The sequence below is a fragment of the Pigmentiphaga humi genome (assembly GCF_900606115.1).
Taxonomy (GTDB): Bacteria; Pseudomonadota; Gammaproteobacteria; order Burkholderiales; family Burkholderiaceae_B; genus Pigmentiphaga; species Pigmentiphaga humi.
This window is the reverse complement of the sequence record NZ_UWPJ01000013.1, coordinates 12,737-36,449: the sequence shown is the minus strand read 5'-3', so window position 1 is coordinate 36,449 and position 23,713 is coordinate 12,737. Positions and strand designations below refer to the sequence as shown.

Here is a 23,713-nt window from a genome sequence, read left to right as displayed (position 1 = left end):
GGTGCGTTCTCGTGCCGTTTAGAACGAAAATGCGGCCATTCGAATGTTTTGACCCAGGGCACAGCGGATCTGGCTTTGCCAGTCCGCCAGTGCCGCCCCCTGGGGGGCGCGCGTAAGCGCGTAGGGGGGGGACCCCTATGTTGATCTACTTGAATTGACTGTTGCGCTCGGCCAGTGACTTGATCAGGCCGTCAATGCCGTTCTGCGAAATCTGCTGCGAGAACTGGTTGCGGTAGTTCTCGATCAGCCAGACGCCCATCACGTTGACGTCGTAGATCTTCCAGCCGCCGCCTTCCTTTTCCATCCGGTAGTCCACCGGGATCGGATCGCCGGCGGGCTGCTTGATGTTGGTGCGCACGACCACGTCGGTGGCGTCGGCGGCGTAATGCGAGGGACGCAGTTCGACCTCGGTCTGCTGCTTGACCGCCGAGACGGCGCCGCTATAGGTACGCACCAGCGTGGTCCGGAACTCCTTGACCAGGGCCCCTTGCTGCTCGGGCGTGGCCTGGCGCCAGAAACGGCCGGCCGCCAGGCGGGTGGTTTTCTGGAAATCGACGTAGGGCAGGATCTTTTCGTCCACCAGTTGCAACAGGCGCCTGGGGTCGCCGGACTGTACCGAGGCATCGGCCTTGATCGCGGACAGCACTTCGCCCGTCACTTTCTGCACCAGCGCTTCGGGCGCGCCGCCAGCCTGCGCGCGCGCCTGCGTGGCCGCTACGGCGAGCACCAGGCCGACGAAGAGCGCGGCCAGCCAGGCCCGGCGGAACGATTGCATCGGCGCCGCGAAGGCGCGGGAATATCGGGAAATTGCCATGGTTCGTTGTCCTTATTGTTTGGCTTTGCCGGAAGCGGGCTCGTCGTCCTCGTCTTCGTAATCCGGCAGCGAATAGTCGGGCAGAGTATCGTCGCCATCTCCCGCCTTGACCCCGCGGATCAGGCTGGCCCGGCGCTGCAGGTAGGCATCGCGCGTGAACGTGTAGGGATCGAGCGCGATGTCGTTGAGCAGGTTGCCCGCTTCCAGGAGGTTGGCGCGGATGTTCACGACCTTCAAACCGTAGGTCGAGTTGCGCAGCGGCACGTTGTCGATGTTGCCGATCGCCATCGGGTCGCCGACCAGATCGACCACGGTGCCGCCGGTATCGCGCACGGTGCTCGGCCCGAGGAAAGGCAGCACCACGTAGGGCCCGGGCCCGACGCCCCAGACGCCCATCGTCTGGCCGAAATCCGCCTTGTTGCGCGGCAGGCCGTTCGCGCTCGCCACGTCGAAACAACCCAGCACGCCCACGGTGCTGTTGAACAGGAAGCGGAAACCGGAGTTGATGCCGTCGGGCGCCCGGTTCTGCAGGACGCTGTTGATCGCCGACCAGACATCGCCGACGTTGTTGAACATATTGCGCACGCAGCTGCGCACAGGCGAAGGCACGACGTCCACGTAGCCCTGGGCCACCGGCTTGAGCACGGCGCGGTCCACGGTGTCGTTGAATTGGTAGACGTTGCGGTTGAAGCCCTCGAACGGGTCGCGCGCATCGGTCTGCCTGCCTTCCGGGACGGACGCACAGCCCGCCAGGGAAGCGGCCGCCAGGGCCAGGGTCAGAAATTTCTTGTTCATGATCGTACGCCTGTTTCTTCTTATTTGGCGGCGGGCTCGCCCGAGCCGCCGTTGCTGCCGCCTTCGGCCGCCTTGCTGTAGAGGAACTGGCTGATCAGGTTCTCCAGCACGACTGCGCTTTGCGTGTAGCGGATCTTGTCGCCCGCCGCAAAGTTCTTGTCGTCGCCGCCGGGCTCGAGCCCGATGTACTGCTCCCCCAGAAGGCCGGAAGTGAGGATCTTGGCCGACGAGTCCGTAGGGAAAACGTAGCGCGAGTCCAGATCCAGCGTCACCACGCCCTGGTACATCTTGTCGTCGAACGAGATGCCGGAGACGCGGCCGACGACCACGCCGGCGCTCTTGACCGGCGCACGCGGCTTGAGGCCGCCGATGTTGTCGAAATTCGCCGTCACCGAATAGGTTTGCCCGATGGACAGCGTGCTCAGCAGGTTGCCTGCCTTGAGCGCCAGGAATACGAGGGCCAGCGCCCCGATGAGCACGAAGACTCCCACCCACAGATCGACTTTGTCGCGCGACATATCCAGTTCCTCCGGCGCCCCGCCCCATGCGGCGCGCCCTGCCATTTCTTCAGTGTGGAAGCCGCCATCCCGCGGCCGCCACGCACGAGTTCAGTTGCCGAACATCCAGGCCGTCAACAGGAAATCCAGGCCCAGCACGGCCAGCGACCCCGCCACGACTGTCCGGGTGGTGGCGCGCGAGACGCCTTCCGGCGTGGCCTTGGCGTGATAGCCCTGGTAGAGCGCGATCAGCGTTACCGCCACGCCGAACACCACGCTCTTGAGCACGCCGTTGCCCACGTCCTGCCAGACGTCCACGCCGTTCTGCATCTGCGCCCAGAACGCGCCCTCGTCCACGCCGATGAGCTGCACCCCGACGCCCCAGCCGCCCAGCACACCGACCGCCGAAAACACCGCGGCCAGCAAAGGCATGGCGATCACGCCGCCCCAGAAACGCGGGGCCAGCACCCGGCGCACCGGATCCACCGCCATGACTTCCATCGCGGACAATTGCTCGCCCGCCTTCATCAGGCCGATCTCTGCGGTCAGGGAGGTACCGGCCCGGCCGGCGAACAGCAGCGCCGTCACCACCGGCCCGAGTTCCCGCACGAGGCCCAGCGCGACCAGCAAGCCGAGCGCCTGCTCGGAACCATAGCGGTTGAGCGTGTAATAGCCTTGCAGGCCGAGCACGAAACCGACGAACAGGCCCGATACGGCGATGATGACCAGCGAATAATTGCCGATGAAGTGTATTTGCTGCACGATCAGGCGCGGCCGCCGCAGTGCGGTGCCGCTCTTGAGCACCACCTCCACGAAAAAGCCCGCGAATCGGCCCAGGCCGGCGAGGTTGCCGCGCACGCCGGCGCCCAGGCCGGTCAGGAAACGTATGAACATGGCCATCAGCGCGCCCCCCGCTGCCGCGCCAGCCAGGCCTGGTAGGCCGGCGTCTCGGGATAGTGGAAAGCGACGGGGCCGTCGGGCTCGCCCTTCAGGAACTGATGCACGAACGGATCCTCGGAAGCCGAAAGCTCGGCCGGCGTACCGCCGGCGACGATCGTGCCGCGGCCGAGCAGGTAGACCCGGTCGGCGATCGAAAAGGATTCCTGCACATCGTGCGTGATCAGCACCGATGCGCACCCCAAGCGGTCGCTCGTGTCGCGGATCAGTTGCGCCGTCACGCCCATGGAGATCGGGTCCAGGCCGGCGAACGGCTCGTCGTACAGGATCAGCTCGGGTTCCATCACCACCGCCCGGGCCAGCGCCACGCGCCGCGCCATGCCGCCGGAGATTTCCGAGGTGCGCAGGAACGCCGCAGCCTTGAGCCCGACCGCATCCAGCTTGGCCAGCACCCGCTCGAGGATCTCGGCCTCGCTCATGGACGTGTGCTCGCGCAGCGGGAAGGCCACGTTCTCGAACACGTCCAGGTCGGTGAACAGCGCGCCCTGCTGGAACAGCACGCCCATGCGCTTGCGCAACGCGAACAGTCCGTCGGCGGACAGCCGGGACAAATCCTCGCCCAGCACCACGACCCGTCCCGCCTGGGGAGGCAACTGGCCCGTGGCCGCGCGCAGCAAGGTGGTCTTGCCCGAGCCCGAGCCGCCCATGACCGCCACCACCTGGCCGCGCCGCACCTGCATGTCGATGTCCCGCAGGATCGTGCGCTCGCCATAGCCGACGGCCAACTGGTCGAAAGCGAGGGCGATGTCCGTGGAGGGAGTCAATGAAGGTCTTGCCGGATCGGGCATGTCGGCGCGAGAAAAGTTGAAAAAGTGTGCGTTGCGGGCGGAATTCGTCGTTGCCTAGGGGAAACCAGCAAAAGAATTCTAACAGTTGCACGCAGCAAAGCCGGCCACTTGCCCAGAGTCGGCAAAACGCACCCGCCATTATTGAACACAACCACGCATCCGGGTTCACGGATTTACAACGGTCTACGGGGGCGTCAGCAATCCACCGCTCGGCCTTCGCTCAACAAAGCGTGTTGGGTTTTTGACCCAGGAAGCCGCGGATCCGGCTCCGCCGGTCCGTTCGTTCCGCCCCATGGGCCCGGCGCCGGGCCGCCCCAAGGCGGGCCCAGGCCCCCTCGGGGGGCTGCCGCGCAGCGGCTGGGGCCCCACCATGCTGGGCGCGCGTGAGCGCGTAGGGGGGTCATCGAGGCAGTTCGGTCGCCCCCATCAGGAAGCTGTCGACCGAGGCAGCGCACTGGCGGCCTTCGCGTATCGCCCAGACGACCAGGGACTGGCCGCGGCGCACGTCGCCGGCGGCGAAGACCTTGTCGACATTGGTGCGGTAGTCCTCGGTGTTGGCGCGAGCGTTGCCGCGCGGGTCGCGATCGACGCCGAAGGCTTCCAGCACCTGCTTCACCGGCGAAACAAAACCCATCGCGAACAGCACCAGGTCGGCCGGGATCTCGAACTCCGACCCTTCGACCTCGACCATTTTCATCTGGCCGTTCTCGCCCTTTGCCCACTCGACCTTGCAGCCGACCAGCGCGGCGAGCTTGCCGTTCTTGCCCTTGAAGGACTTGGTCGAAACGGCCCAGTCGCGCTCCACGCCCTCTTCGTGCGACGACGAGGTGCGCAGCTTGAGCGGCCAGTACGGCCAGACCATGGGCTTGTCCTCGGAGGCGGGCGGCTGCGGCATCACCTCGAACTGGGTGACGGACGCGGCGCCGTGGCGGTTGCTGGTGCCCACGCAGTCCGAGCCGGTATCGCCGCCGCCGATCACGACGACGTGCTTGCCGGTGGCCATGATCTGGTCCTTGAGCTTGTCGCCGGCCACGACCTTGTTCTGCTGGCGCAGGAAATCCATGGCGAAATGCACGCCCTGCAGCTCGCGGCCCGGCACCGGCAGGTCGCGCGGGGTTTCGGAGCCGCCGGAAATGACGATGGCGTCGAACTCGGCCTGCAGTTCCTCGGGCGTCTTGACGGTGGCGGAGATGCCCAGCGCCTTGGCGTCCTCGGCGCGGCCGACGAAGGTCGAAGGCCGGAAGGCCACGCCCTCCTGCTCCATCTGCGCCATGCGGCGGTCGATCTGCCACTTCTCCAGCTTGAAGTCGGGAATGCCGTAGCGCAGCAGGCCGCCGACGCGGTCGCTCTTCTCGAACACCGTCACGTCGTGGCCGGCGCGCGCCAGTTGCTGGGCGCAAGCCAGGCCTGCGGGGCCGGAGCCGACCACGGCGACCTTCTTGCCGGTCTTTGCCTTGGGCGGCGCGGGCAGCACCCAGCCCTGCTCCCAGCCGCGGTCGATGATCGCGTGTTCGATCGACTTGATGCCGACGGGGTCGTTATTGATGTTCAGCGTGCATGCGGCCTCGCACGGCGCCGGACAGATGCGGCCGGTGAACTCGGGGAAGTTGTTGGTGGAATGCAGCACGGCCAGCGCCTGCTTCCAGTTCTGGCGGTAGACCAGGTCATTCCAGTCGGGAATGATGTTGTTGACCGGACAGCCGCTGGTGCAGAACGGCACGCCGCAATCCATGCAGCGCGCGCCCTGCTGCCGGGCTTCCTCGTTGTTCAGATGAAGGACGAATTCCTTCCAGTGCTTGACGCGTGCCTCTGGCGCCTCGGCAGCTTCCTGCAGACGCTGGTATTCCAGAAATCCGGTGACCTTACCCATGGTGCTTTCCTGACTATGCTGTTGGCGGCGGGCGCGGCATCGAAGCCTCGCGCCCTCCGGCCTGGTTTGTTACGGACGGCTCCGGCAGCCGCGGCGCACGCCGCCGTCGGCGGCTGCGCGGCGCGCGGTCTGCCTACGCGGCCAGCTTCTGCGGATTCTGGGCATCCCACATTTCGCCCAAGGCGCGCCGGTACTCGGTCGGCATGACCTTGACGAACTTGGAACGCGAAACCTCCCAGCTGTCGAGCAGGTCGCGCGCGCGGAAGCTGCCCGTGTAGCGGAAGTGGTTCTCGACCAGCCAGCGCAGGATGGCTTCGTCGGTCTCGCGCTCGCCGCGCGCCATGCTGTGCCACAGACGCCGCGACGCCTCTTTCTCCTGCACCGCGCTGGGCACCACCGGCTCGAGCTCGACCATGGCCAGGTTGGCGCGGACGCGGAACGAGCCGTCCGGGTCGTAGACGTAGGCCACGCCGCCCGACATGCCGGCGGCGAAGTTGCGGCCGGTCGCGCCCAGCACCACCACCGTGCCGCCCGTCATGTATTCGCAGCCGTGGTCGCCCACGCCCTCGACCACCGCGGCGGCGCCGGAGTTGCGCACGCCGAAGCGCTCGCCCGCCACGCCGTTGAAATAGGCCTCGCCCGACAGCGCGCCGTACAGCACCGTGTTGCCGATGATGATGTGCTCCGGGCCATGGCCGCGGAAGTCGTTGGGCGACCGCACGATGATGCGGCCTCCGGACAAGCCCTTGCCGACGTAATCGTTGCCCTCGCCGACCAGGTCCAGCGTGATGCCGTGCGCCAGGAAGGCGCCGAAGCTCTGGCCCGCCGTGCCGTTGCACTGGATGTGGATGGTGTCGTCAGGCAGGCCCGCGTAGCCGTACTTGCGCGCGACCTGGCCCGACAGCATGGTGCCGATGGTGCGGTTGACGTTGCGCACGGTGGTGATGAAAGACACCTTTTCGCCGCGCTCGATGGCCGGCCTGGCACGCTCGATCAGTTGCAGGTCCAGCGCCTTGACCAGGCCGTGGTCCTGCTCGTCCACGTGGCGGCGAGCCACTTCCCGGGCCACTTCGGGCTGGAAGAACACGCGGCTGAAATCCAGTCCGCGGGCCTTCCAGTGCTCGATGCCGGCGCGCATGTCGAGCAGGTCGGAACGGCCGATCAGCTCGTCGAACCTGCGGATGCCCAGCTGCGCCATCAGTTCGCGCACTTCCTCGGCAATGAAGAAGAAGAAGTTCACGACGTGCTCGGGCTTGCCCTGGAACTTGGCGCGCAGCACCGGATCCTGGGTGGCCACGCCCACCGGGCAGGTGTTCAGGTGGCATTTGCGCATCATGATGCAGCCCTCGACCACCAGCGGCGCGGTGGCGAAGCCGAACTCGTCGGCGCCCAGCAGCGCGCCGATGACGACGTCGCGGCCGGTCTTCATCTGGCCGTCGGCCTGCACGCGAATGCGGCCGCGCAGATGGTTCAGCACCAGCGTCTGCTGGGTCTCGGCCAGGCCGAGCTCCCAGGGCGTGCCGGCGTGCTTGATCGACGACACGGGCGAAGCGCCGGTGCCGCCGTCATGGCCGGCGATCACCACGTGGTCGGACTTGGCCTTGGCCACGCCCGCCGCCACCGTGCCCACGCCGACTTCGGACACCAGCTTGACCGAGATCGACGCCAGCGGATTGGCGTTCTTCAGGTCGTGGATGAGCTGGGCCAGATCTTCGATGGAATAGATGTCGTGGTGCGGCGGAGGCGAAATCAGGCCCACGCCCGGCACCGAGAAGCGCAGCTTGGCGATGTATTCCGATACCTTGTGGCCGGGCAGCTGGCCGCCCTCGCCGGGCTTGGCGCCCTGCGCCATCTTGATCTGGATCTGGTCGGCGCTGGCCAGGTATTCGGCCGAAACCCCGAAGCGGCCCGAGGCCACCTGCTTGATCTTCGAGCGCAGCGAATCGCCCGCCTTGAGCGGCACGTCGGCCACGATGCGTTCGGTGCCCAGCACCGAGGCCAGCGTATCGCCGTCCTTGATGCCGGCCTTGCCGGTCTGCAGTTCGGTGCGGTAGCGCAATTCGTCTTCGCCGCCTTCGCCGGTATTGGACTTGCCGCCGATGCGGTTCATCGCGATCGCCAGCACCGAGTGCGCCTCGGTCGAGATCGAACCCAGCGACATGGCACCGGTGGCGAAGCGCTTGACGATTTCCTTGGCCGGCTCGACTTCGTCCAGCGGGATCGCATGGGCCGGATCGAACTTGAACTCGAACAGGCCGCGCAGCGTCATGTGGCGCTTGCTCTGGTCATTGATGATCTGCGCGTATTCCTTGTAGGTGCGATAGTTGTCCGCGCGGGTGGAATGCTGCAGCTTGGCGATGGCGTCGGGGGTCCACATATGCTCTTCGCCGCGGATGCGGAAGGCGTACTCGCCGCCTTCGTCCAGCGCGTTGTCCAGCAGCGGATCGCTGCCGAACGCCGCCTTGTGCATGCGGATGGCTTCGTCGGCCACCTCGAAGATGCCGATGCCTTCGATGTTGCTGGCGGTGCCGGGGAAATACTGCTCGACCAGCGAACGGTTCAGCCCCACGGCCTCGAAGATCTGCGCGCCGGTGTAGGACATATAGGTCGAGATGCCCATCTTGGACATGACCTTCTGCAGGCCCTTGCCGACCGCCTTGGTGTAGTTGTAGATCGCCTTGGCCGGCGTGACCTTGCCGTCCTCGGCATGCTCGTGCACCAGCGCTTCCATCGCCAGGTAGGGATGCACGGCCTCGGCGCCATAGCCGCCCAGCAGTGCGAAGTGATGCACTTCGCGGGCCGAGCCGGTCTCCACCACCAGACCGGTGCTGGTGCGCAGCCCGGCGCGGATCAGGTGCTGGTGCACGGCGGAGGTCGCCAGCAGCGCAGGAATGGGCGCGCGCGTGGCATCGACCAGGCGGTCGGACACGATCAGGATGTTGTAGCCGCTCTGGACCGCATCGACGGCCTGCGCGCACAGCGCCGCCACGCGGGCCTGGATGCCTTCCTTGCCCCACGCCGCCGGATAGGTGATGTCGAGTTCGAAGCTCTTGAACTTGCCGTTGGTGACGCGGGCGATGTGCCGGATCTGCGCCATGTCGGCGAAGTCCAGCACCGGCTGGGCCACTTCCAGGCGCAGCGGCGGGTTGACGTTGTTGATATCCAGCACGTTGGGCTTGGGCCCGATGAAGGACACCAGCGACATCACCATGTTCTCGCGGATCGGGTCGATCGGCGGGTTGGTCACCTGGGCGAACAACTGGCGGAAATAGTTGTAGAGGCTCTTGTTCTTGCCCGACAGGACCGCCAGCGGGGCGTCGTTGCCCATCGAGCCGGTGGATTCCTCGCCCAGCACGGCCATGGGGCGCAGGATGAACTTGTAGTCTTCCTGGGTCCAGCCGAAAGACTGCTGGCGGTCGAGCATGGGCACGGCCGACCGGCCTTCCTCGATCTCTTCCCGGACCGGCTCGGGCAGCGTGTCCAGCTTGATGCGGATGCGCTCGATCCACTGGCGGTAGGGCTTGCTGTTGGCGAGCTGGTCCTTGAGTTCCTTGTCGTCGATGATGCGGCCCTGCTCCAGGTCGATCAGGAACATCTTGCCCGGCTGCAGGCGCCACTTCTTGACGATCTTGCTCTGCGGCACCGGCAGCACGCCCGACTCCGAGGCCATGATGACCAGGTCGTCGTCGGTAATGATGTAGCGCGCCGGGCGCAGGCCGTTGCGGTCCAGCGTGGCGCCGATCTGGCGGCCGTCGGTGAAGGCGATCGCGGCGGGGCCGTCCCACGGCTCCATCATCGCGGCGTGGTATTCGTAGAAGGCGCGGCGGGCCTCATCCATTTCGGCGTGCTGTTCCCAGGCCTCGGGAATCATCATCATCATCGCGTGCGCAATGGAATAGCCGGACATCACCAGCAGTTCCAGGCAGTTGTCGAAGGTGGCCGTATCGGACTGGCCTTCATAGACGATGGGATACAGCTTCTTGAGGTCCTCGCCCAGCACCGGCGACTGCATCACGCCTTCGCGCGCGCGCAGCCAGTTGAAGTTGCCCTTGACGGTGTTGATCTCGCCGTTGTGGGCGATCAGGCGATAGGGGTGGGCCAGCGGCCAGGCCGGGAAGGTGTTGGTCGAGAAACGCTGGTGGACCAGGGCCAGCGCGGTCACGGCGCGGGAATCGGCCAGGTCGCGGTAGTAGCGGCCCACCTGGTCGGCCAGCAGCAGGCCCTTGTAGACCACGGTGCGGCTGGAGATCGACGGCACGAAATATTCCTTGCCGTGCTTGAGCCGCATCTTCTGGATGGCGTGCGAGGCCATCTTGCGGATCACGTACAGCTTGCGCTCGAGGGCGTCGGGCACCATGATGTCGCCGCCGCGGCCGATGAAGAGCTGGCGGATGACCGGCTCCAGCCCCTTGACGTTGGGCGACATCGGCATGTCCTTGTCGATCGGCACGTCGCGCCAGCCCAGCACGACCTGGCCCTCGGCGCGCACCGCGCGCTCGAGTTCCTGCTCACAGGCCAGGCGCGAGGCGATTTCCTGCGGCAGGAACACCATGGCGACGCCGTACTCGCCGGGAGCCGGCAGGTGCACGCCCTGGGCCGCCATTTCTTCACGGTACAGCGCGTCGGGGATCTGGATCAGGATGCCGGCGCCGTCGCCCATCAGCGGATCGGCCCCCACCGCGCCGCGATGGTCGATGTTCTCGAGGATCTTCAGGCCCTGCTGGATGATCGAGTGGCTCTTGGCGCCCTTGATGTGGGCGACGAAGCCGACGCCACAGGCGTCGTGCTCGTTGGACGGGTCGTACAGGCCCTGCGCCTGGGGCGCCGTGCGCGCGGGCAGGCCGATGCGGGACGCGTCGATGACGGCAGTCTGCGGCGTCGGGGCCGAGAGGTTTTCCTGGCTGGTGTGGGGCATGCTGCGCTCCGCTGGGATCCGCCGGACGGGCGGATCGGTACTGTGACTTCGAGGATGGGGCCGGCGGGGAGACCCTGCGCGCCGGCCGGCATTTCTGGCCGCGGCTGCCGGATGGACGGCCTGCGGAAAGTCAAGATACTGCGCTGCGTCAAGCGTCGCAACAAAAATAAATAGGGGAACGTCCCCATTTATTTTCCAGGCTACAAATCCGGCTTTTAAAATTGGGGACGCACCGAATGCGTGCGCCGATGCACTATTCCGAGGCGGGCGCCGCCTTGCGCGGGCGTCCACGTTTGGCCGCCACCGCGCGCCTGCTGCAGCTTCCTTCCAGCCCTTGGAGGAAAACCGGCCCGCCCAGCGCCCATTGGCCTTGCAGCGAGCGTTCGATGCGGGTGCTGGAGGCGCCGGGCAGGCCTTCCAGCAGCATGGACCGGTAATTGGCCTGGCGGTCGAACGGCGTGTTGCCGCACGCCCAGTAGTCGGCGTGATCATGCACCGCACCACCGGCCGCGGCGCCCACGTGCAGCGCGGCGGAAGACCAGCGCCACAATTCTGGATCGGCCGCCAGCCCCTGGCGCAGCGGCACGGTCTCGAGCCAGATCAGGCTGGGCAGTACCCACGCGCCCGGCTCTACCAAGGTAGAGCGGAACCGGCCCGCGAACACCCGGCCGATCTGCAAGCGCGCGGCCAGGCGGCGGCCCAGCGACTGGACCAGCCCCGACAATCCCGCCGGCCCGGCCGGCGTGGCCAGCAGCAGCAATTGGTCGAACGTCAGCGTCCATCCGTGCACGGCGACGCCGTGCTGCTTGCTGTCCTCGGCCAGCCATGCGGCCACTTGGTCGAGCATGACCTGTCCCTCTCCCCCGAGCGAAAGCGGAACGGTGAACCGCGCCTGGGCGAGGTTGGGCAAGTCGGGAGCGTAGAGACGAGGCAGGCGGGCCATATTGGGGGACGCATCGAACCAGTACTCGAAAATTTACTGGTTTCGAACGAAAGATACGCCGTTTTCCCTTCCCACGCAGCGGTCGATCGCAGCGAATGCGACCCGCCGGAAGGGAGACGGCGCAGTCTGCGCCGCGGGTGTTGCCAGGATGAGTGGTTTGGTGCAGCGCAAAACGGACGGCATCCGCCCCCACGCGCAGCCTTTTGCCTCATATTCCCGCGCGAAGCGGACCAGTTTGTACTCGATCGATTCGACGAACGGACAGATATTCGAAATGAATGCCCCTGCACCGCCTTGCCGCCATTGAAATCGGAATGGCTGACCTTTTTCCGGAAACCCGGATCGAGCAGTGTGAAATCGGCGGCGCGTCAGCCCGCCACAGCGGGATTGGATGGCGCTGGCGGCGTGGAACCATTCTCCTGGACGGTTTCACCTGCGATCGCCAGGGCGGTATCGAATATATCGGATGAATTCGTTCCTATATATTCGATACCGGCGCGCCGGGGCATGCGGTTTTCCACATATGAATATTCATCTTTTTCCTATGACGGGAAATGACATATTCATCATTCATTTTTGAATTTAGAGAGATTGCCCTCGGCTGATAAATTGATCGGGCTTTTCTCGATAAACCCGCTCCGGCGCCGCAATGATCGAATTGATATCCCAGGACCGCTGCACAGGTTGCAACGTATGCGTGCGTGCCTGTCCCAATGACGTGTTCGCCGCGCGGCCGGACCAGGCTCCCGCCATTGCCCGGCCGGCCGACTGCCATACCTGCTTCTTGTGCGAGCTCTATTGCCCGGTCGATGCCATTTACGTGGCGCCGCACGACCCCGCGACGCCGCGCCCGGAGGAAACGCACGTCATCCAGTGGGGCAGCTACGCGCGGGCAAGCGGCTGGACAAAGGGGCGGCCGCAACTGGCCAAGGCCGAGGCACGGCATGCCTGAGCGCCTTCACGCATCCAGCGACCGCTATCCGCCAGCGGGCCGGGACGACGCGCTGGCCCTGGAAACCGACGTACTGGTCATCGGCGGCAGCCTGGCGGGCGCATGGGCCGCGCTGTCGGCCCGCCGGAGCGGGGCCCGCGTGGTGCTCGCCGAAAAGGGATACGTCGGCACGGCCGGGGCCGCCGCGCCCGCCAACGTCGGCGGCTACTACGCCAACCCGTCCGACCCGGAACAGGCCCACAAGGCGGTCCACGCCCGGCATGCCAGCGCCTGCGACATGGATGACCTTGCGCACGTGCGCAAGGTCTACGTCCAAAGCTTTCATGCATACAGCGAACTAGAGGCGCTCGGCTTCCAGTTCCACAGCCGTCCCAACGGCCTGTCGCAGATGGGCCGCTTCATCGGCGGCTATACCCTGCACTTTCTCCGCCAGGCGCTCAAGAAGGCCGGCGTGAAGATCCTCGACCACTGCCCGGCGCTGGAACTGCTGCGCGACGGCGACGGTGGGATCGCCGGAGCCGCCGGCATCGCCCGGCAACAGCGCAAGCCCTGGACGGTGCGCGCCGGCGCGGTGGTGGCCGCCACCGGCGGAGGCTCGTTCCTGTCCGGCGCCATGGGCACGCGCGGGCTTACCTGCGACGGCCACCTCATGGCCGCCGAGGCAGGCGCCACCCTGGCCAATCTCGAATTCAGCGCGCTCTACGGCTTCGCCCCGCTCGGGTCTCCCAGCACCAAGGGCTTCATGTACGACTCGGCGACCTTCTACGACGGCAACCGCCGTCCGCTGGACGCCGGCTCCGGCCGGAAAGCCACCGAGGCGCTGGCTCGCGCCATCCTCGAGACCGGCGGCGCCTACGCGGTGCTGGACAAGGCGCCCGAAGGTTTCGAGCGCTGGGCGCGGTTGAACCATGCCGTCAGCTTCCTGTATTTCGACCGGCTGGGAATCAATCCCTTCAAGGATCTCTGGCCCCTGCAGATGCTGTTGGAGGGGCATACCCGCGGCGTGGGCGGCCTGGTGATCGACGCGCGGTGCGCCACCGGCGTGCCCGGCCTCTATGCCGCGGGCGACCTGACCGACCGGTTGCGGCTGGTGGGCGCGGGCATGAGCGGCGGCGGGCCGGCGGTCGCCTGGTGCTTCGCCTCCGGCCAATGGGCTGGCGAAGCGGCCGCCGCGCATGCCCTGAGCCGGCCGGCCAGCCGGGGCGCCCTGCAGGGATTGGGCACGGCTGGCCTGCGGCCGCGCCGGCAGCCCCGCCACGACCTGGCCGATACGGTGCGCGACGGCACGCGCGAAGAGATCCTGCCGCTGCAAAAGCATTATTTCCGCTCGGCCGCCACGCTCGGGACTTCGCTGGACAAGCTCGACGCCCTCTGGCACCAAGCGCGGGACCATCTCGCGCCGGAGGGCCCGGACCACGCCCTGGCGGCGCGCGAGGCCGCGGCGCTGGCGGCGAGCGCGCGCTGGCTGCAGACCTGCGCGCTGCACCGCCAGGAAACCCGGGGCCTGCACCGCCGGCACGACTTTCCCGCCCAGAACGCCGGCGGCCTACTGTACACGCAGCGCATCAGCGGCCTTGATCACCCACGGCTGTGGCGCGAACCGCTCGCCTGGGCGCAGGACGCACCCCCACCCCTTGCCGGGCCGCGCGCCGCCGGAGACACCCCCCGGCAGCCGCAGGACACCTCCTTGACCGCATCCCATGCACATTGACCATATCCACATCGACAACGTCAGAAAGACGTTCCTGATCAAGAATCACGCCGATGGCCAGCCCTCCCACAGCGAACTGGAAGTCCTCGCAGGCATCGACCTGGCGGTCCGCGAAGGCGAATTCCTGACCGTGGTCGGCCCCAGCGGCAGCGGCAAATCGGTGTTGCTGGACATCATCAGCGGCCTGGCTTCGGCATCCTCGGGCAGCGTCCGCGTCGGCGGGGAACTCATCGCCAAACCCTCGCGCGATGTCAGCTACGTGTTCCAGCAATACGCCCTCTTTCCCTGGAAGACCGCTCTGCAGAACATCGAATATCCGCTGCAGATTCGCGGCGTGCCGGGGCGCGAGCGTTCAGCGCGCGCCTGGGAGCTGCTGGAACTGTTCGGCCTCAAGGACTTCGCCCACCGCTACCCGAGCCAGTTGTCGGGCGGCATGCAGCAGCGCGTGGCCATCGCCCGGGCGCTGGTGCCGCGTCCCAAGGTGCTGCTGATGGACGAGCCGTTCGCCGCGCTCGACGCGCAGACCCGGGAAGCGCTGCAGATCGAGCTGCTGCGCATCTGGAATGCCTTGAAGACCACCGTGATCTTCATCACCCACGGCCTGGACGAGGCGGTGTTCCTGGGAGACCGGGTCGCCGTGATGGCGGCCCGGCCCGGCCGCATCAAGCGCATCCTGGACATCGACCTGCCGCGCCCGCGCGACGCGGACCTGCGCGCCAGCAACACGTTCAACCTGTACCGCCAGCGTGTCTGGGAGGTCCTGCGCGACGAGGTCATCGACCCCTCGCCGGGCCAGGCGCCCGCCACGCCCGTCTCCTCTTCGTCAAAGATCGCCGCATGACTTCCGCCAACCTCGACATCACTCCCCGGCAAGCCTCGCTCGCCGAAGCCGCCAGCCTGTCTCGCAAGGGCGGCTACGTGCAGGCCTGGAAAAAGAACACCGTCGTCCAGGGGATACCGCTGATCGCCGTATTGCTGCTGCTATGGGAACTGCTGCCCAGGTGGGGCATGGTCGACGCGATCTTCATCCCGCCGCTCAGCGACGTGGCACGCGCCTGGTGGGATCTGCTGCTCACCGGCGAGCTGTTCACGCACATCCAGGCCAGCCTGGCGCGCAGCGCCATCGGTTTCTGCCTGGCAGTGGCGGTGGCGATCCCGCTGGGATTTCTGATGGGACGCTACGAAGGCTTCGAACGGCTGACCGACCTGCTGGTCCAGTCGCTGCGCAATACCCCGCAATTCGCCCTGCTGCCGCTGTTCATCATCCTGATGGGCATAGGCGAGGCATCGAAAATCGCCATCACGTTCTACTCGGCCATCTGGTTCATCTTGATCAATACGATCAGCGGGGTCAAAAGCGTGGACCCGCTGCTGATCAAGGCGGCGCGCGCCATGGGCGCCAGCGACGCCGCGATTTTCAGCCAGGTGCTGTTGCCGGCCAGCATCCCGTCCATCGTGTCAGGCGCGCGCCTGGGCGTAAAAGCCGCGATCGTATCGGTCATCGGCGCGGAAATGCTGGCCGCCAAGTCCGGGCTGGGCTACCTGGTCCAGCACTCCCAGCTAATGATGGAAATGCCCACGATGTACGCGGGCATCGTCACCATTACCGCCATCGGCCTGGCCACCAATTACGCGCTGGTCTGGTTCGAACGCAGGGCGACCAGCTGGAAAGCCGCCTCCGAGGTGGTGACCCGCTGACCCGCGCCCGGCCGTTCCCCGCATCGACCCTCCCGTTCATCCATTCCGCTTTTCTCTGCGAGCCTTTCCCATGGACTTCGACTACCGCCGCTCCCTCCTCAAGATCCTGGCCGCCTCGGCGCTGGCCTGGCAGATTCCCGCCTATGCGCAGGCCGTCCCGGGCGTCGTACGGATCGGCACCACCGCTCCCGGCCACCTGAAATTCCTGCTCAGCCAGGATCAAAAATTCTTCGACCAAGCGCTCGCCTCCCAGGGCACGAAAGTCGAGTACCTCCCGTTCACCGGAGGCGGCGCGGAAGTGCAGACCGCGCTGGCCAGCGGCGCCATCGATGTCGCCTACACCGGCGCCAGCCCGGCGCTGCGGCTGGCCGCCAGGAAGGCCAACGTAAAGTTCGTGGGGCTCTCTTCCGTCCCCGAGGTGGGTTCGATCTCCATCGTGGTCCCTGCCAACTCCCCGCTGCGCAAGCTGGAAGACCTGCGCGGCAAGAAGGTGGCCTACCTGTCGGGCACCATTCGCCACTCCGTGCTGGTCAAATCCCTGCAATCGATCGGGCTGACCACCAAAGACATCGACTCGCTGAACATGCCCTTCGAAGCGTCCGCGCCCGCTTTGGCGCGCGGCGACGTGGACGCCGTCGCGGAAAGCGACATTACCGTGGCGCCGCTGGTCCAGAAGGGGGTCGCCCGGGTGCTGTTCGACAATTCCCGGCATCCCGAATGGGAAGTCCCGCTGCTGATCACCGTCAACGGCGATTTCGCCAAGAAATACCCCGACACGCTCAAGAAACTCCTCCAGGCGGACAGAAAGGTCGCCGAATGGGCGGACCAGAACTTCGACCAGGCAGCGGCAATCTATGCCAAAGCGCGCAACACCTCCGTCGAGGCGGTCAGGCTGGAATATCCCCGACAGCGGTTCAGCGAGGCGCCGCGCATCACGCCGCAGGTGCTCGACACCCTGAAGTCCGAAGAAAAATTCATGAAGGAAGCCAAGCTTCTCAACGGTGAAATCGACTTCGACACATGGGTGGATACCCGCTACGTGGAAGCCGCGTACCGTTAGCAGGCAGCAGGGCGCGCCACGCCTGGCTTGCCCGCTCGAGCCAGGCGGACGGCCCTCGCGAGGGAGGCCGTCGCGAAGGGGCCGGGACCGGAACTTGCAGTGCAGCAAACAGTCGAATGGCAATAGGATAGCCAGGCTCGGCAGGTGCCCGCCCCAATGTGATTCATAAACCGCATCCAGGCAGCCGCTGCCGGGTATCGCCAACTACGGCGATAGCCCCGGCATGCCCGCTTCGCGGACTATCTGGTCCGAAGCCCTGCTGAACCGTCGCCGATCCGCTCGCGGCGTGGCACGGCCCGAGGCGGCCGTGACCCTGCCGGGAGTCATCGAACTCCCCTATCGCAGCCATCGAAAAGACCCATTAGCACTCTTTTGACGAGAGTGCTAACCTTCTTGCATGGAGGTAACCCGTATGAAACGTTCGTCGAATCAGCCTGACACCCTCGTTCCCGCCACAAGCGGCCCGGGTGCGCTGGCGCTGGCCATCGCCAACCCTGGCTCGCTTGGCACGATCGAAGCCTACATCGGTGCCGTCAACCGCCTGCCCGTGCTCACGGCCGAACAGGAACACGAACTGGCCGTCCGCTACCGCGACAAGGAAGACCTGAATGCGGCGCGCGAGCTGGTGCTCTCGCACCTGCGCCTGGTCGTCTCCATCGCCCGCCAGTACCTGGGCTACGGCCTGCCGCATGCCGACCTGATCCAGGAAGGCAACGTGGGCCTGATGAAAGCGGTCAAGCGCTTCGATCCGGATCGCGGCGTGCGGCTGGTGTCGTTCGCCATCCACTGGGTCAAGGCCGAGATCCACGAATACATCTTGAAGAACTGGCGCCTGGTGAAGGTCGCCACGACCAAGGCGCAGCGCAAGCTGTTCTTCAACCTGCGCAGCATGAAGCAGGACAGCCACGCGCTCACGCCCGAACAGGTCGAGGAGATCGCCGCCAGCCTGAACGTGCGTCCGCAGGACGTTGCCGAGATGGAAGTCCGCATGGGCGGGCAGGACATGGCCCTGGAAGGCCGCTCGGACGACGGCGAGACCGACTTCGCGCCCATCGCCTATCTGTCCGACGACGGCCAGCTGGAGCCCAGCGCCGTGCTGGAAGGCCGCCGGCGCGACGAACTGCACGGCCAGGGCCTGCTCCAGGCGCTGGACGGCCTGGACGACCGTTCGCGCCGCATCATCGAGGCGCGCTGGCTCAAGGACGAAGGCGGCGCCACGCTGCAGGAGCTGGCCAACGAGTTCGGCGTCTCGGCCGAACGCATCCGCCAGATCGAGGCGCGCGCCATGACCAAGATGCGCGGGGCGCTCGCCGCCTACGCCTGACGCGCATCCGCCAGCATCCAGCCACGCGGCCCGGCATTCCCGGGCCGTTTTTTTGCCGCCGGGCTGTGCCCCAACGCAAAAAGCGCCGCTGGAGGGACAGCGTGGCCGCAGGCGCGGCATGAGGTCTCTTTTGCGGTGCCCCCAAGTCCGCGCGGTTGCGCAATATCGATTTCGTACATGCGTGACATGCAGGGCATTGATTGCTCTTCCTGCGGCAACGGGCATACCATTTTTCCACTTCGCAAGCCCCGAGTGCGACAGACAGGATGGAGACAACCGATGACACGAGCGAAGCTGGACGCGGACACCAGGCTCCGCATTTTCGAACGCATGCTGACCATGCGCCGGCTGGAGGAAACGGTGTTCGATCTCGCCGCCCGCGGCATCATGGTCGGGCACTTCCACGTCTATATCGGCCAGGAGTCGGCCGGTGCTGCGATGCTGCAGGCGGCGGGGCCGGGGGAATTGCTGCTCTCGACCCACCGCAATCACGGACACCTGGTCGGACGGGGCGCCGATCCCGGCCGGATGCTGGCTGAATTCCTGGGGCGGGCCGACGGCTTGAACCGGGGGCGTGGCGGCACGCTGCACGGCACCGACCGCTCGCTGGGCTTTCTGCAGACCTCGGCCGTGGTCGGCGGCATCGCGCCGCTGGCCACCGGCGCGGCCTACTCGCTCCAGCGGCAGCGCCGGCAGGATGCCGTCATTGCATTCTTCGGCGACGGCGCGCTGGAGGAAGGCTGCGTGTTCGAATCGTTCAACATCGCGGCGCTGTGGAAACTGCCCATCGTCTACGTCTGCGAGAACAACAGCGTCGGGGCGATCGGCCGAGAGGGCGGCGGCTACAACAGCTCGGTCAACGCCACCACCCAGTTCACCACCATTCCCAAGGTGTACGGCATCGAAACCCGCGTCCACCTGGACGGGAACGACATCGACGGGATCTACCTCGACGCGGTCGAGGCCTTGCAGCGGGCCCGCAACGGCGAAGGCCCCACCTTCATCGAGGCGGTCACCACCCGCTGGCCCGGCAGCCAGCCGCTCTGGCCGGTGCTGGCCACCGGCATCACCCGGCTCGAGGTCGCCTACGGCACCGAGGCGCCCTCCGGGGAGCACGCCGGCTGGATCGCCGACCACGACCCCGTGCTGCGCATCGCCCGCGAACTGCTCGCCGAAGGCGTGGGCATCGATACGCTCAAGGCGCTCGACGGCACGATCCGGCAGAAAATGGACCGCGCCGTCGACTTCGCGCTCGCCAGCCCGCTGCCCGACCCGGCCACGGCCACCGACTATCTTTTCGCCTGAAGGAGGGCGCATGCCAACCATGACTTTCGCCGAGGCCCTCATCGACGGGCTGTGCGAGGCGCTGCAGCATGACGAGGCGGTCACCATGATCGGAAGCGCGCTGCTGGGCATCGGACCGGCACGGCGCCTCGTCGACCGGATCACGCAAGAATTCCCGGACCGCCTGGTCGACGGCCCCATCGCCGAGGCCGCGATCGCCGGCCTCGCCGCGGGCGCCGCAATGGCCGGCTCGCGGCCTTTCGTCGACCTGGGCACCGCCAGTTTCTCGCTGCTGGCCTGGTCGCAGATCACCAACGAAGCGGCGGTGGCGCATCTGATGTCGGGCGGGCAGATCAAGGCCCCGGTCGTGTACCACATGCTGCACGGCGTGCGCGGCGGCGGAGCGGCGCAACACAGCAGCAGTCCGCAATCCATGCTGTGGAACTGCCCGGGCCTGCAGATCGTGCTGCCGGCCAGCCCCCGCGACGTCAAGGGCCTGGTGCGCCGCGCGTTGAAATCGGACAATCCCACGGTGATACTCAACCATGCCAAGCTGATGGCCATGCAGGGCGAAGTGCCCGCCGGCGACTACGAGATCGAGTTCGGCCGCGCCGACGTCAAGCGGACGGGCCGGGACGTGACGGTGGTCGCCACCTCGTACATGGTGCAGGAGGCGCTTAAGGCCGCCGACGTGCTGGCCGGCGACGGCATCGACGCGGAAGTGGTGGATCTGCGCACCCTGGTGCCGTTCGACCAGGCGGCCGTGCTGGAATCGGTGGCGAAGACCGGGCGGCTGCTCGTGGTGGACGAATGCCCGCTGCGCTGCGGCGTCGCCTCGGAAGTCGTCGCCTCGGTGGCCGAACATGGCATGTCCTATCTGAAGCAGCCGCCACGCCGGCTGGCGCGGGCCGACGCGCCCGTCGCCTGCAGTCCCGGCCTGGAAGCGGCGATCACGCCCGATGCCGCCAAGATCGCGCAATTGGCGCATGCCATGATGCAGGCTCGCGCATGAGCAGCACACCGGCGCCGGCTCTGACGCCAGAGCAGTTGCGGGACGTTTATTCGCGCATGGTCCTGATACGGGAATTCGAGGAGCAGGTCAGGCGTCTGGCGACCTCGGGCACCGTTCCCGGGCTGGCCCACCTGTGCGCCGGGCAGGAGGCCACCGCGGTCGGCGCCTGCTACTTCCTGAACGACGACGACTACATCGCCAGCAGCCACCGCGGGCATGGGCACTGCCTGGCCAAAGGCATGCGCCCCGACCGCCTGCTGGCGGAGATCCTCGGCAAGCGCGACGGCTACTGCGGCGGCCGCAGCGGTTCGATGCACGTCAGCGATCCGTCCACCGGCAACCTGGGCACCAACGGCATCGTCGGCGGCGGCATTTCGCTGGCCGCCGGCGCGGCGCTGGCAGCCAGGCACGCGGGCGGAAACCGGGTCGCCATGTGCTTCTTCGGCGACGGCGCGCTGAACCAGGGCATCGCCTTCGAAGTCATGAACATGGCATCCATCTGGAAGCTGCCCGTGATCTTCGTGTGCGAGAACAACGGCTATGGCGAGTACACCGCGCTGGAAGACGTGACCGCGGGCAAGAGCCTCCCCGCCCGCGGCGAAGTCTTCGACATTCCCTCGGACATTCTCGACGGCATGGACGTGCTGACGGTGCTGGACGCCGCGCACCGGGCCATCGCCCGCGCGCGCCGCGGCGACGGCCCCTCCTTCCTGATCTTCAATACCTACCGCTACGGCGGCCACCACGTCGGCGACAAGCAGGCCTACAAGGACGATGACGAAGTGAAGCAATGGCAGGCCCGCGACCCCATCCTTAAACTGCAGCGCCTGCTGCTCGAGCAGCAGGCCGCCACGGAAGAAGAACTGGATGCCCTGCGGCAGGAGGCATCGCGCCGGGTGCGCGAAGCCGCCGACTTCGCCAAGGCCAGCCCCGAGCCGGACGCGAACCAGTTGAGCAGGTTCGTCTATGCCTGAGCAGCGCGCCATCACCTACCGCGCCGCGGTCATCGAGGCGCTGCAACGCGAAATGCGCGCCGATTCCAACGTCGTCGTCATCGGCGAGGACGTCGGCGCCGCCGGCGGCGTGTTCCTCCAGACCGAAGGGCTGTTCGACGAATTCGGCGCCGGCCGCGTCATCGACACGCCCATTTCCGAACCCGGCGCGTTCGGCATCGCCGTCGGCGCGGCGATGGCCGGCATGCGACCGGTGTTCGAGGTCATGTTCGGCGACTTCATCACGCTGGTCATGGATCAGCTGGTGAACCAGGCGGCCAAGGTCCACTACATGTCGAACGGCGCCTTCCGGGTGCCGCTGGTGCTGCGCACCACCATGGGCACCGGCGCCAACCTCGGGCCGCAGCATTCGCAAAGCCTGTACGCATGGGCAGCGCATGTACCGGGACTGAAGGTCGTGCTGCCGGCGACGCCGGCCGATGCCAAGGGCCTGTTCGCCGCGGCGATCCGCGACGACAATCCGGTGCTCGTATTCGAAGATCGCCTGCTGTACGGCATGAAAGACACCGTGCCTGAAGGCGACTACGTCGTCCCGCTGGGCCAGGCCGAGATCGCCCGCCCCGGCAGCGACGTCAGCATCATCGCGCTGGGCAGGATGCGCTCCCATGCGCTGGCGGCGGCGGACAAGCTGGCCGGCCAGGGCATCTCGGCCGAGGTGATCGATCCGCGCACGCTCGTGCCGCTCGACAAAGACACCCTGCTGGCCTCGCTGCGCAAGACCAACCGCGCCCTGGTGGTGGACGGCGCGCCGCGCAGCTACGGCGTCAGCGGCGAGATAGCGGCGATGCTGTCGGAAGAAGGCTTCGACTGGCTCGACGCGCCCGTTTGCAGGCTGGGCGCGGAGGACATCCCCATTCCGATGAGCCGCACGCTCGAGCCGCTGGTGCAGCCGGACGCGGACCGGATCGTCGCGGCCGTGCGCGCCCTCGTCGGCCGCGACGGAAGCGAGCGGCGATGAGCACTCCCTTGCTGATGCCGGCGCTGTCGCCGACGATGACCGAGGGCGGCATCGTCGGCTGGCGCAAGAAAGAAGGGGAAGACATACGCGCGGGCGACATCCTGGTCGAGATCGAGACCGACAAGGCCGTGATGGAAGTCGAGGCAGCCGCCGACGGCGTGCTCGAACGCATTCTGGTGCCGGCGGACGGCGCGCCGGTTGCCGTGGGGACCGCCATCGCGATGCTGGGCGACGGCGGCGAGGCGCGCGCGCCCGCCCCGCCCCGCGCGCCCGAACGCGAGCCGCCCGCGGCGACGCCCTCCGCGGCAATTCCTCAGACCGGCGCGCGCGCAGATCCGCCGCAGGCCAGAAAGGCGGTGACGCCGATCGCGCGCAGGCTGGCGGCCGAACTCGGCGTGGACGCCAGCCGCCTTGCCGGCAGCGGCCCGGGCGGCCGCGTGCTCAAGGCCGACGTGATGAATGCGGCGGAATCCCGGCGGGCACATGCCCCCGCCGATGCGCCTTCCGGCGATGCCTGCGTGCGGCTGACCGTGGATTGCGAGGTGGACGACCTGGCGCAGTGGATGAGCGAACTGAACGGCGAAGGCCTGCGGCTCGCGCTGGAACACTTCGTCGTCGCCGCCTGCGTCAGGGCATTGAACCGCTTCCCCCAGGTCAACGCCACCCGGGAGAACGGCTCGACGGTCCGGCACGCCGACGCGAACATCGCCGTCGCCGTCCCCACGCCCGATGGCCTGGCGATGCCGGTGCTCTTGCGTGCGCAGGACAAGGGCATCGTGCAATTGTCGGAGGAAATGCGCGCGCTGGAGGAATCCGCGCGCCAGGGCGCGCTCGTGCCGGAGCAGAGCCGGGGCGGCACGTTCGCGGTGCTGGACGCCGGCCGCTGGGGCGTGCGCACATGTTCGGCCCCCGTTCAGGCGGCGCGGGCCTGCACGCTGAGCCTGGGCGCGGCCGAGCGCCGCCCCGTCGCTCGTGGCGACGGCGTGGCCGTGGCCACGGTCATGAGCTGCACGCTGACCGTCGACCCAGGCCTCGTCGATGTCGCGGCGGCGGCCGCGTTCCTCGCCGATATCAAGCAATCGCTGGAGCGCATCCTTACAATGCTGCTGTGAAAAAACGCCT

20 protein-coding genes are annotated in these 23,713 nt (G+C 67.2%); 12 read left to right on the top strand and 8 right to left on the bottom strand.

Annotated elements, in window-relative coordinates; genetic code table 11:
• Positions 1-145: 145 nt before the first annotated feature.
• The 8 genes from PIGHUM_RS07200 to PIGHUM_RS07165 form a co-directional block, all read right to left on the bottom strand.
• On the bottom strand, positions 146-775 hold the full coding sequence (locus PIGHUM_RS07200; protein ID WP_124078745.1) for an MlaC/ttg2D family ABC transporter substrate-binding protein: 630 nt from the start codon (positions 773-775) through the stop codon (positions 146-148).
• 51 nt (positions 776-826) lie between these two features.
• Positions 827-1,609, bottom strand: coding sequence for an MlaA family lipoprotein (locus PIGHUM_RS07195; RefSeq protein WP_124078718.1), 783 nt, complete (start codon positions 1,607-1,609; stop codon positions 827-829).
• A gap of 20 nt (positions 1,610-1,629) precedes the next feature.
• The gene (mlaD, locus tag PIGHUM_RS07190; protein WP_124078717.1) at positions 1,630-2,127 is read right to left on the bottom strand and encodes an outer membrane lipid asymmetry maintenance protein MlaD; all 498 of its coding nucleotides are present in this window, start codon (positions 2,125-2,127) and stop codon (positions 1,630-1,632) included.
• A 90-nt stretch (positions 2,128-2,217) separates the two neighbouring features.
• Complete coding sequence (gene mlaE / locus PIGHUM_RS07185) at positions 2,218-3,000, bottom strand: lipid asymmetry maintenance ABC transporter permease subunit MlaE (RefSeq protein WP_124078716.1); 783 nt, start codon at positions 2,998-3,000, stop codon at positions 2,218-2,220.
• A gap of 5 nt (positions 3,001-3,005) precedes the next feature.
• Complete coding sequence (locus PIGHUM_RS07180) at positions 3,006-3,851, bottom strand: ABC transporter ATP-binding protein (protein ID WP_124078715.1); 846 nt, start codon at positions 3,849-3,851, stop codon at positions 3,006-3,008.
• A 400-nt stretch (positions 3,852-4,251) separates the two neighbouring features.
• Entirely contained in the window at positions 4,252-5,721 is a 1,470-nt protein-coding gene (locus PIGHUM_RS07175) for a glutamate synthase subunit beta (RefSeq protein WP_124078714.1), read from the bottom strand.
• 133 nt (positions 5,722-5,854) lie between these two features.
• Positions 5,855-10,636, bottom strand: coding sequence for a glutamate synthase-related protein (locus tag PIGHUM_RS07170; RefSeq protein ID WP_124078713.1), 4,782 nt, complete (start codon positions 10,634-10,636; stop codon positions 5,855-5,857).
• 253 nt (positions 10,637-10,889) lie between these two features.
• Positions 10,890-11,579: a hypothetical protein gene (locus PIGHUM_RS07165; RefSeq protein WP_124078712.1), complete on the bottom strand. Its 690-nt coding sequence runs from the start codon at positions 11,577-11,579 to the stop codon at positions 10,890-10,892.
• 278 nt (positions 11,580-11,857) lie between these two features.
• Between PIGHUM_RS07165 and PIGHUM_RS07160 the strand changes: the two genes are divergently transcribed.
• The 12 genes from PIGHUM_RS07160 (at position 11,858) to PIGHUM_RS07105 (ending at position 23,703) form a co-directional block, all read left to right on the top strand.
• Entirely contained in the window at positions 11,858-12,049 is a 192-nt protein-coding gene (locus tag PIGHUM_RS07160; RefSeq protein ID WP_124078711.1) for a hypothetical protein, read from the top strand.
• A 179-nt stretch (positions 12,050-12,228) separates the two neighbouring features.
• Complete coding sequence (locus tag PIGHUM_RS07155) at positions 12,229-12,531, top strand: 4Fe-4S dicluster domain-containing protein (protein ID WP_124078710.1); 303 nt, start codon at positions 12,229-12,231, stop codon at positions 12,529-12,531.
• The gene (locus tag PIGHUM_RS07150; RefSeq protein WP_124078709.1) at positions 12,524-14,242 is read left to right on the top strand and encodes an FAD-dependent oxidoreductase; all 1,719 of its coding nucleotides are present in this window, start codon (positions 12,524-12,526) and stop codon (positions 14,240-14,242) included. The genes PIGHUM_RS07155 and PIGHUM_RS07150 overlap by 8 nt, the downstream gene beginning before the upstream one ends.
• The gene (locus PIGHUM_RS07145; RefSeq protein ID WP_222929231.1) at positions 14,232-15,083 is read left to right on the top strand and encodes an ABC transporter ATP-binding protein; all 852 of its coding nucleotides are present in this window, start codon (positions 14,232-14,234) and stop codon (positions 15,081-15,083) included. The genes PIGHUM_RS07150 and PIGHUM_RS07145 overlap by 11 nt, the downstream gene beginning before the upstream one ends.
• A complete protein-coding gene (locus PIGHUM_RS07140; protein WP_124078708.1) occupies positions 15,080-15,940 on the top strand; it encodes an ABC transporter permease in 861 nt (286 codons plus the stop codon). Before PIGHUM_RS07145 ends, PIGHUM_RS07140 begins: the two co-directional genes overlap by 4 nt.
• A gap of 70 nt (positions 15,941-16,010) precedes the next feature.
• Positions 16,011-17,000, top strand: a complete 990-nt coding sequence (locus tag PIGHUM_RS07135) for an aliphatic sulfonate ABC transporter substrate-binding protein (protein WP_124078707.1) — start codon at positions 16,011-16,013, stop codon at positions 16,998-17,000.
• A 412-nt stretch (positions 17,001-17,412) separates the two neighbouring features.
• Complete coding sequence (rpoH, locus tag PIGHUM_RS07130) at positions 17,413-18,324, top strand: RNA polymerase sigma factor RpoH (protein ID WP_124078706.1); 912 nt, start codon at positions 17,413-17,415, stop codon at positions 18,322-18,324.
• Between the two features lie 279 nt (positions 18,325-18,603).
• A complete protein-coding gene (locus PIGHUM_RS07125; RefSeq protein WP_160142196.1) occupies positions 18,604-19,629 on the top strand; it encodes a thiamine pyrophosphate-dependent dehydrogenase E1 component subunit alpha in 1,026 nt (341 codons plus the stop codon).
• Between the two features lie 10 nt (positions 19,630-19,639).
• On the top strand, positions 19,640-20,620 hold the full coding sequence (locus tag PIGHUM_RS07120) for an alpha-ketoacid dehydrogenase subunit beta (protein ID WP_124078704.1): 981 nt from the start codon (positions 19,640-19,642) through the stop codon (positions 20,618-20,620).
• Positions 20,617-21,594, top strand: a complete 978-nt coding sequence (locus tag PIGHUM_RS07115) for a thiamine pyrophosphate-dependent dehydrogenase E1 component subunit alpha (protein WP_124078703.1) — start codon at positions 20,617-20,619, stop codon at positions 21,592-21,594. The genes PIGHUM_RS07120 and PIGHUM_RS07115 overlap by 4 nt, the downstream gene beginning before the upstream one ends.
• The gene (locus tag PIGHUM_RS07110; RefSeq protein WP_124078702.1) at positions 21,587-22,591 is read left to right on the top strand and encodes an alpha-ketoacid dehydrogenase subunit beta; all 1,005 of its coding nucleotides are present in this window, start codon (positions 21,587-21,589) and stop codon (positions 22,589-22,591) included. The genes PIGHUM_RS07115 and PIGHUM_RS07110 overlap by 8 nt, the downstream gene beginning before the upstream one ends.
• On the top strand, positions 22,588-23,703 hold the full coding sequence (locus PIGHUM_RS07105; RefSeq protein ID WP_124078701.1) for a 2-oxo acid dehydrogenase subunit E2: 1,116 nt from the start codon (positions 22,588-22,590) through the stop codon (positions 23,701-23,703). Before PIGHUM_RS07110 ends, PIGHUM_RS07105 begins: the two co-directional genes overlap by 4 nt.
• The last annotated feature ends 10 nt before the right edge of the window (positions 23,704-23,713 follow it).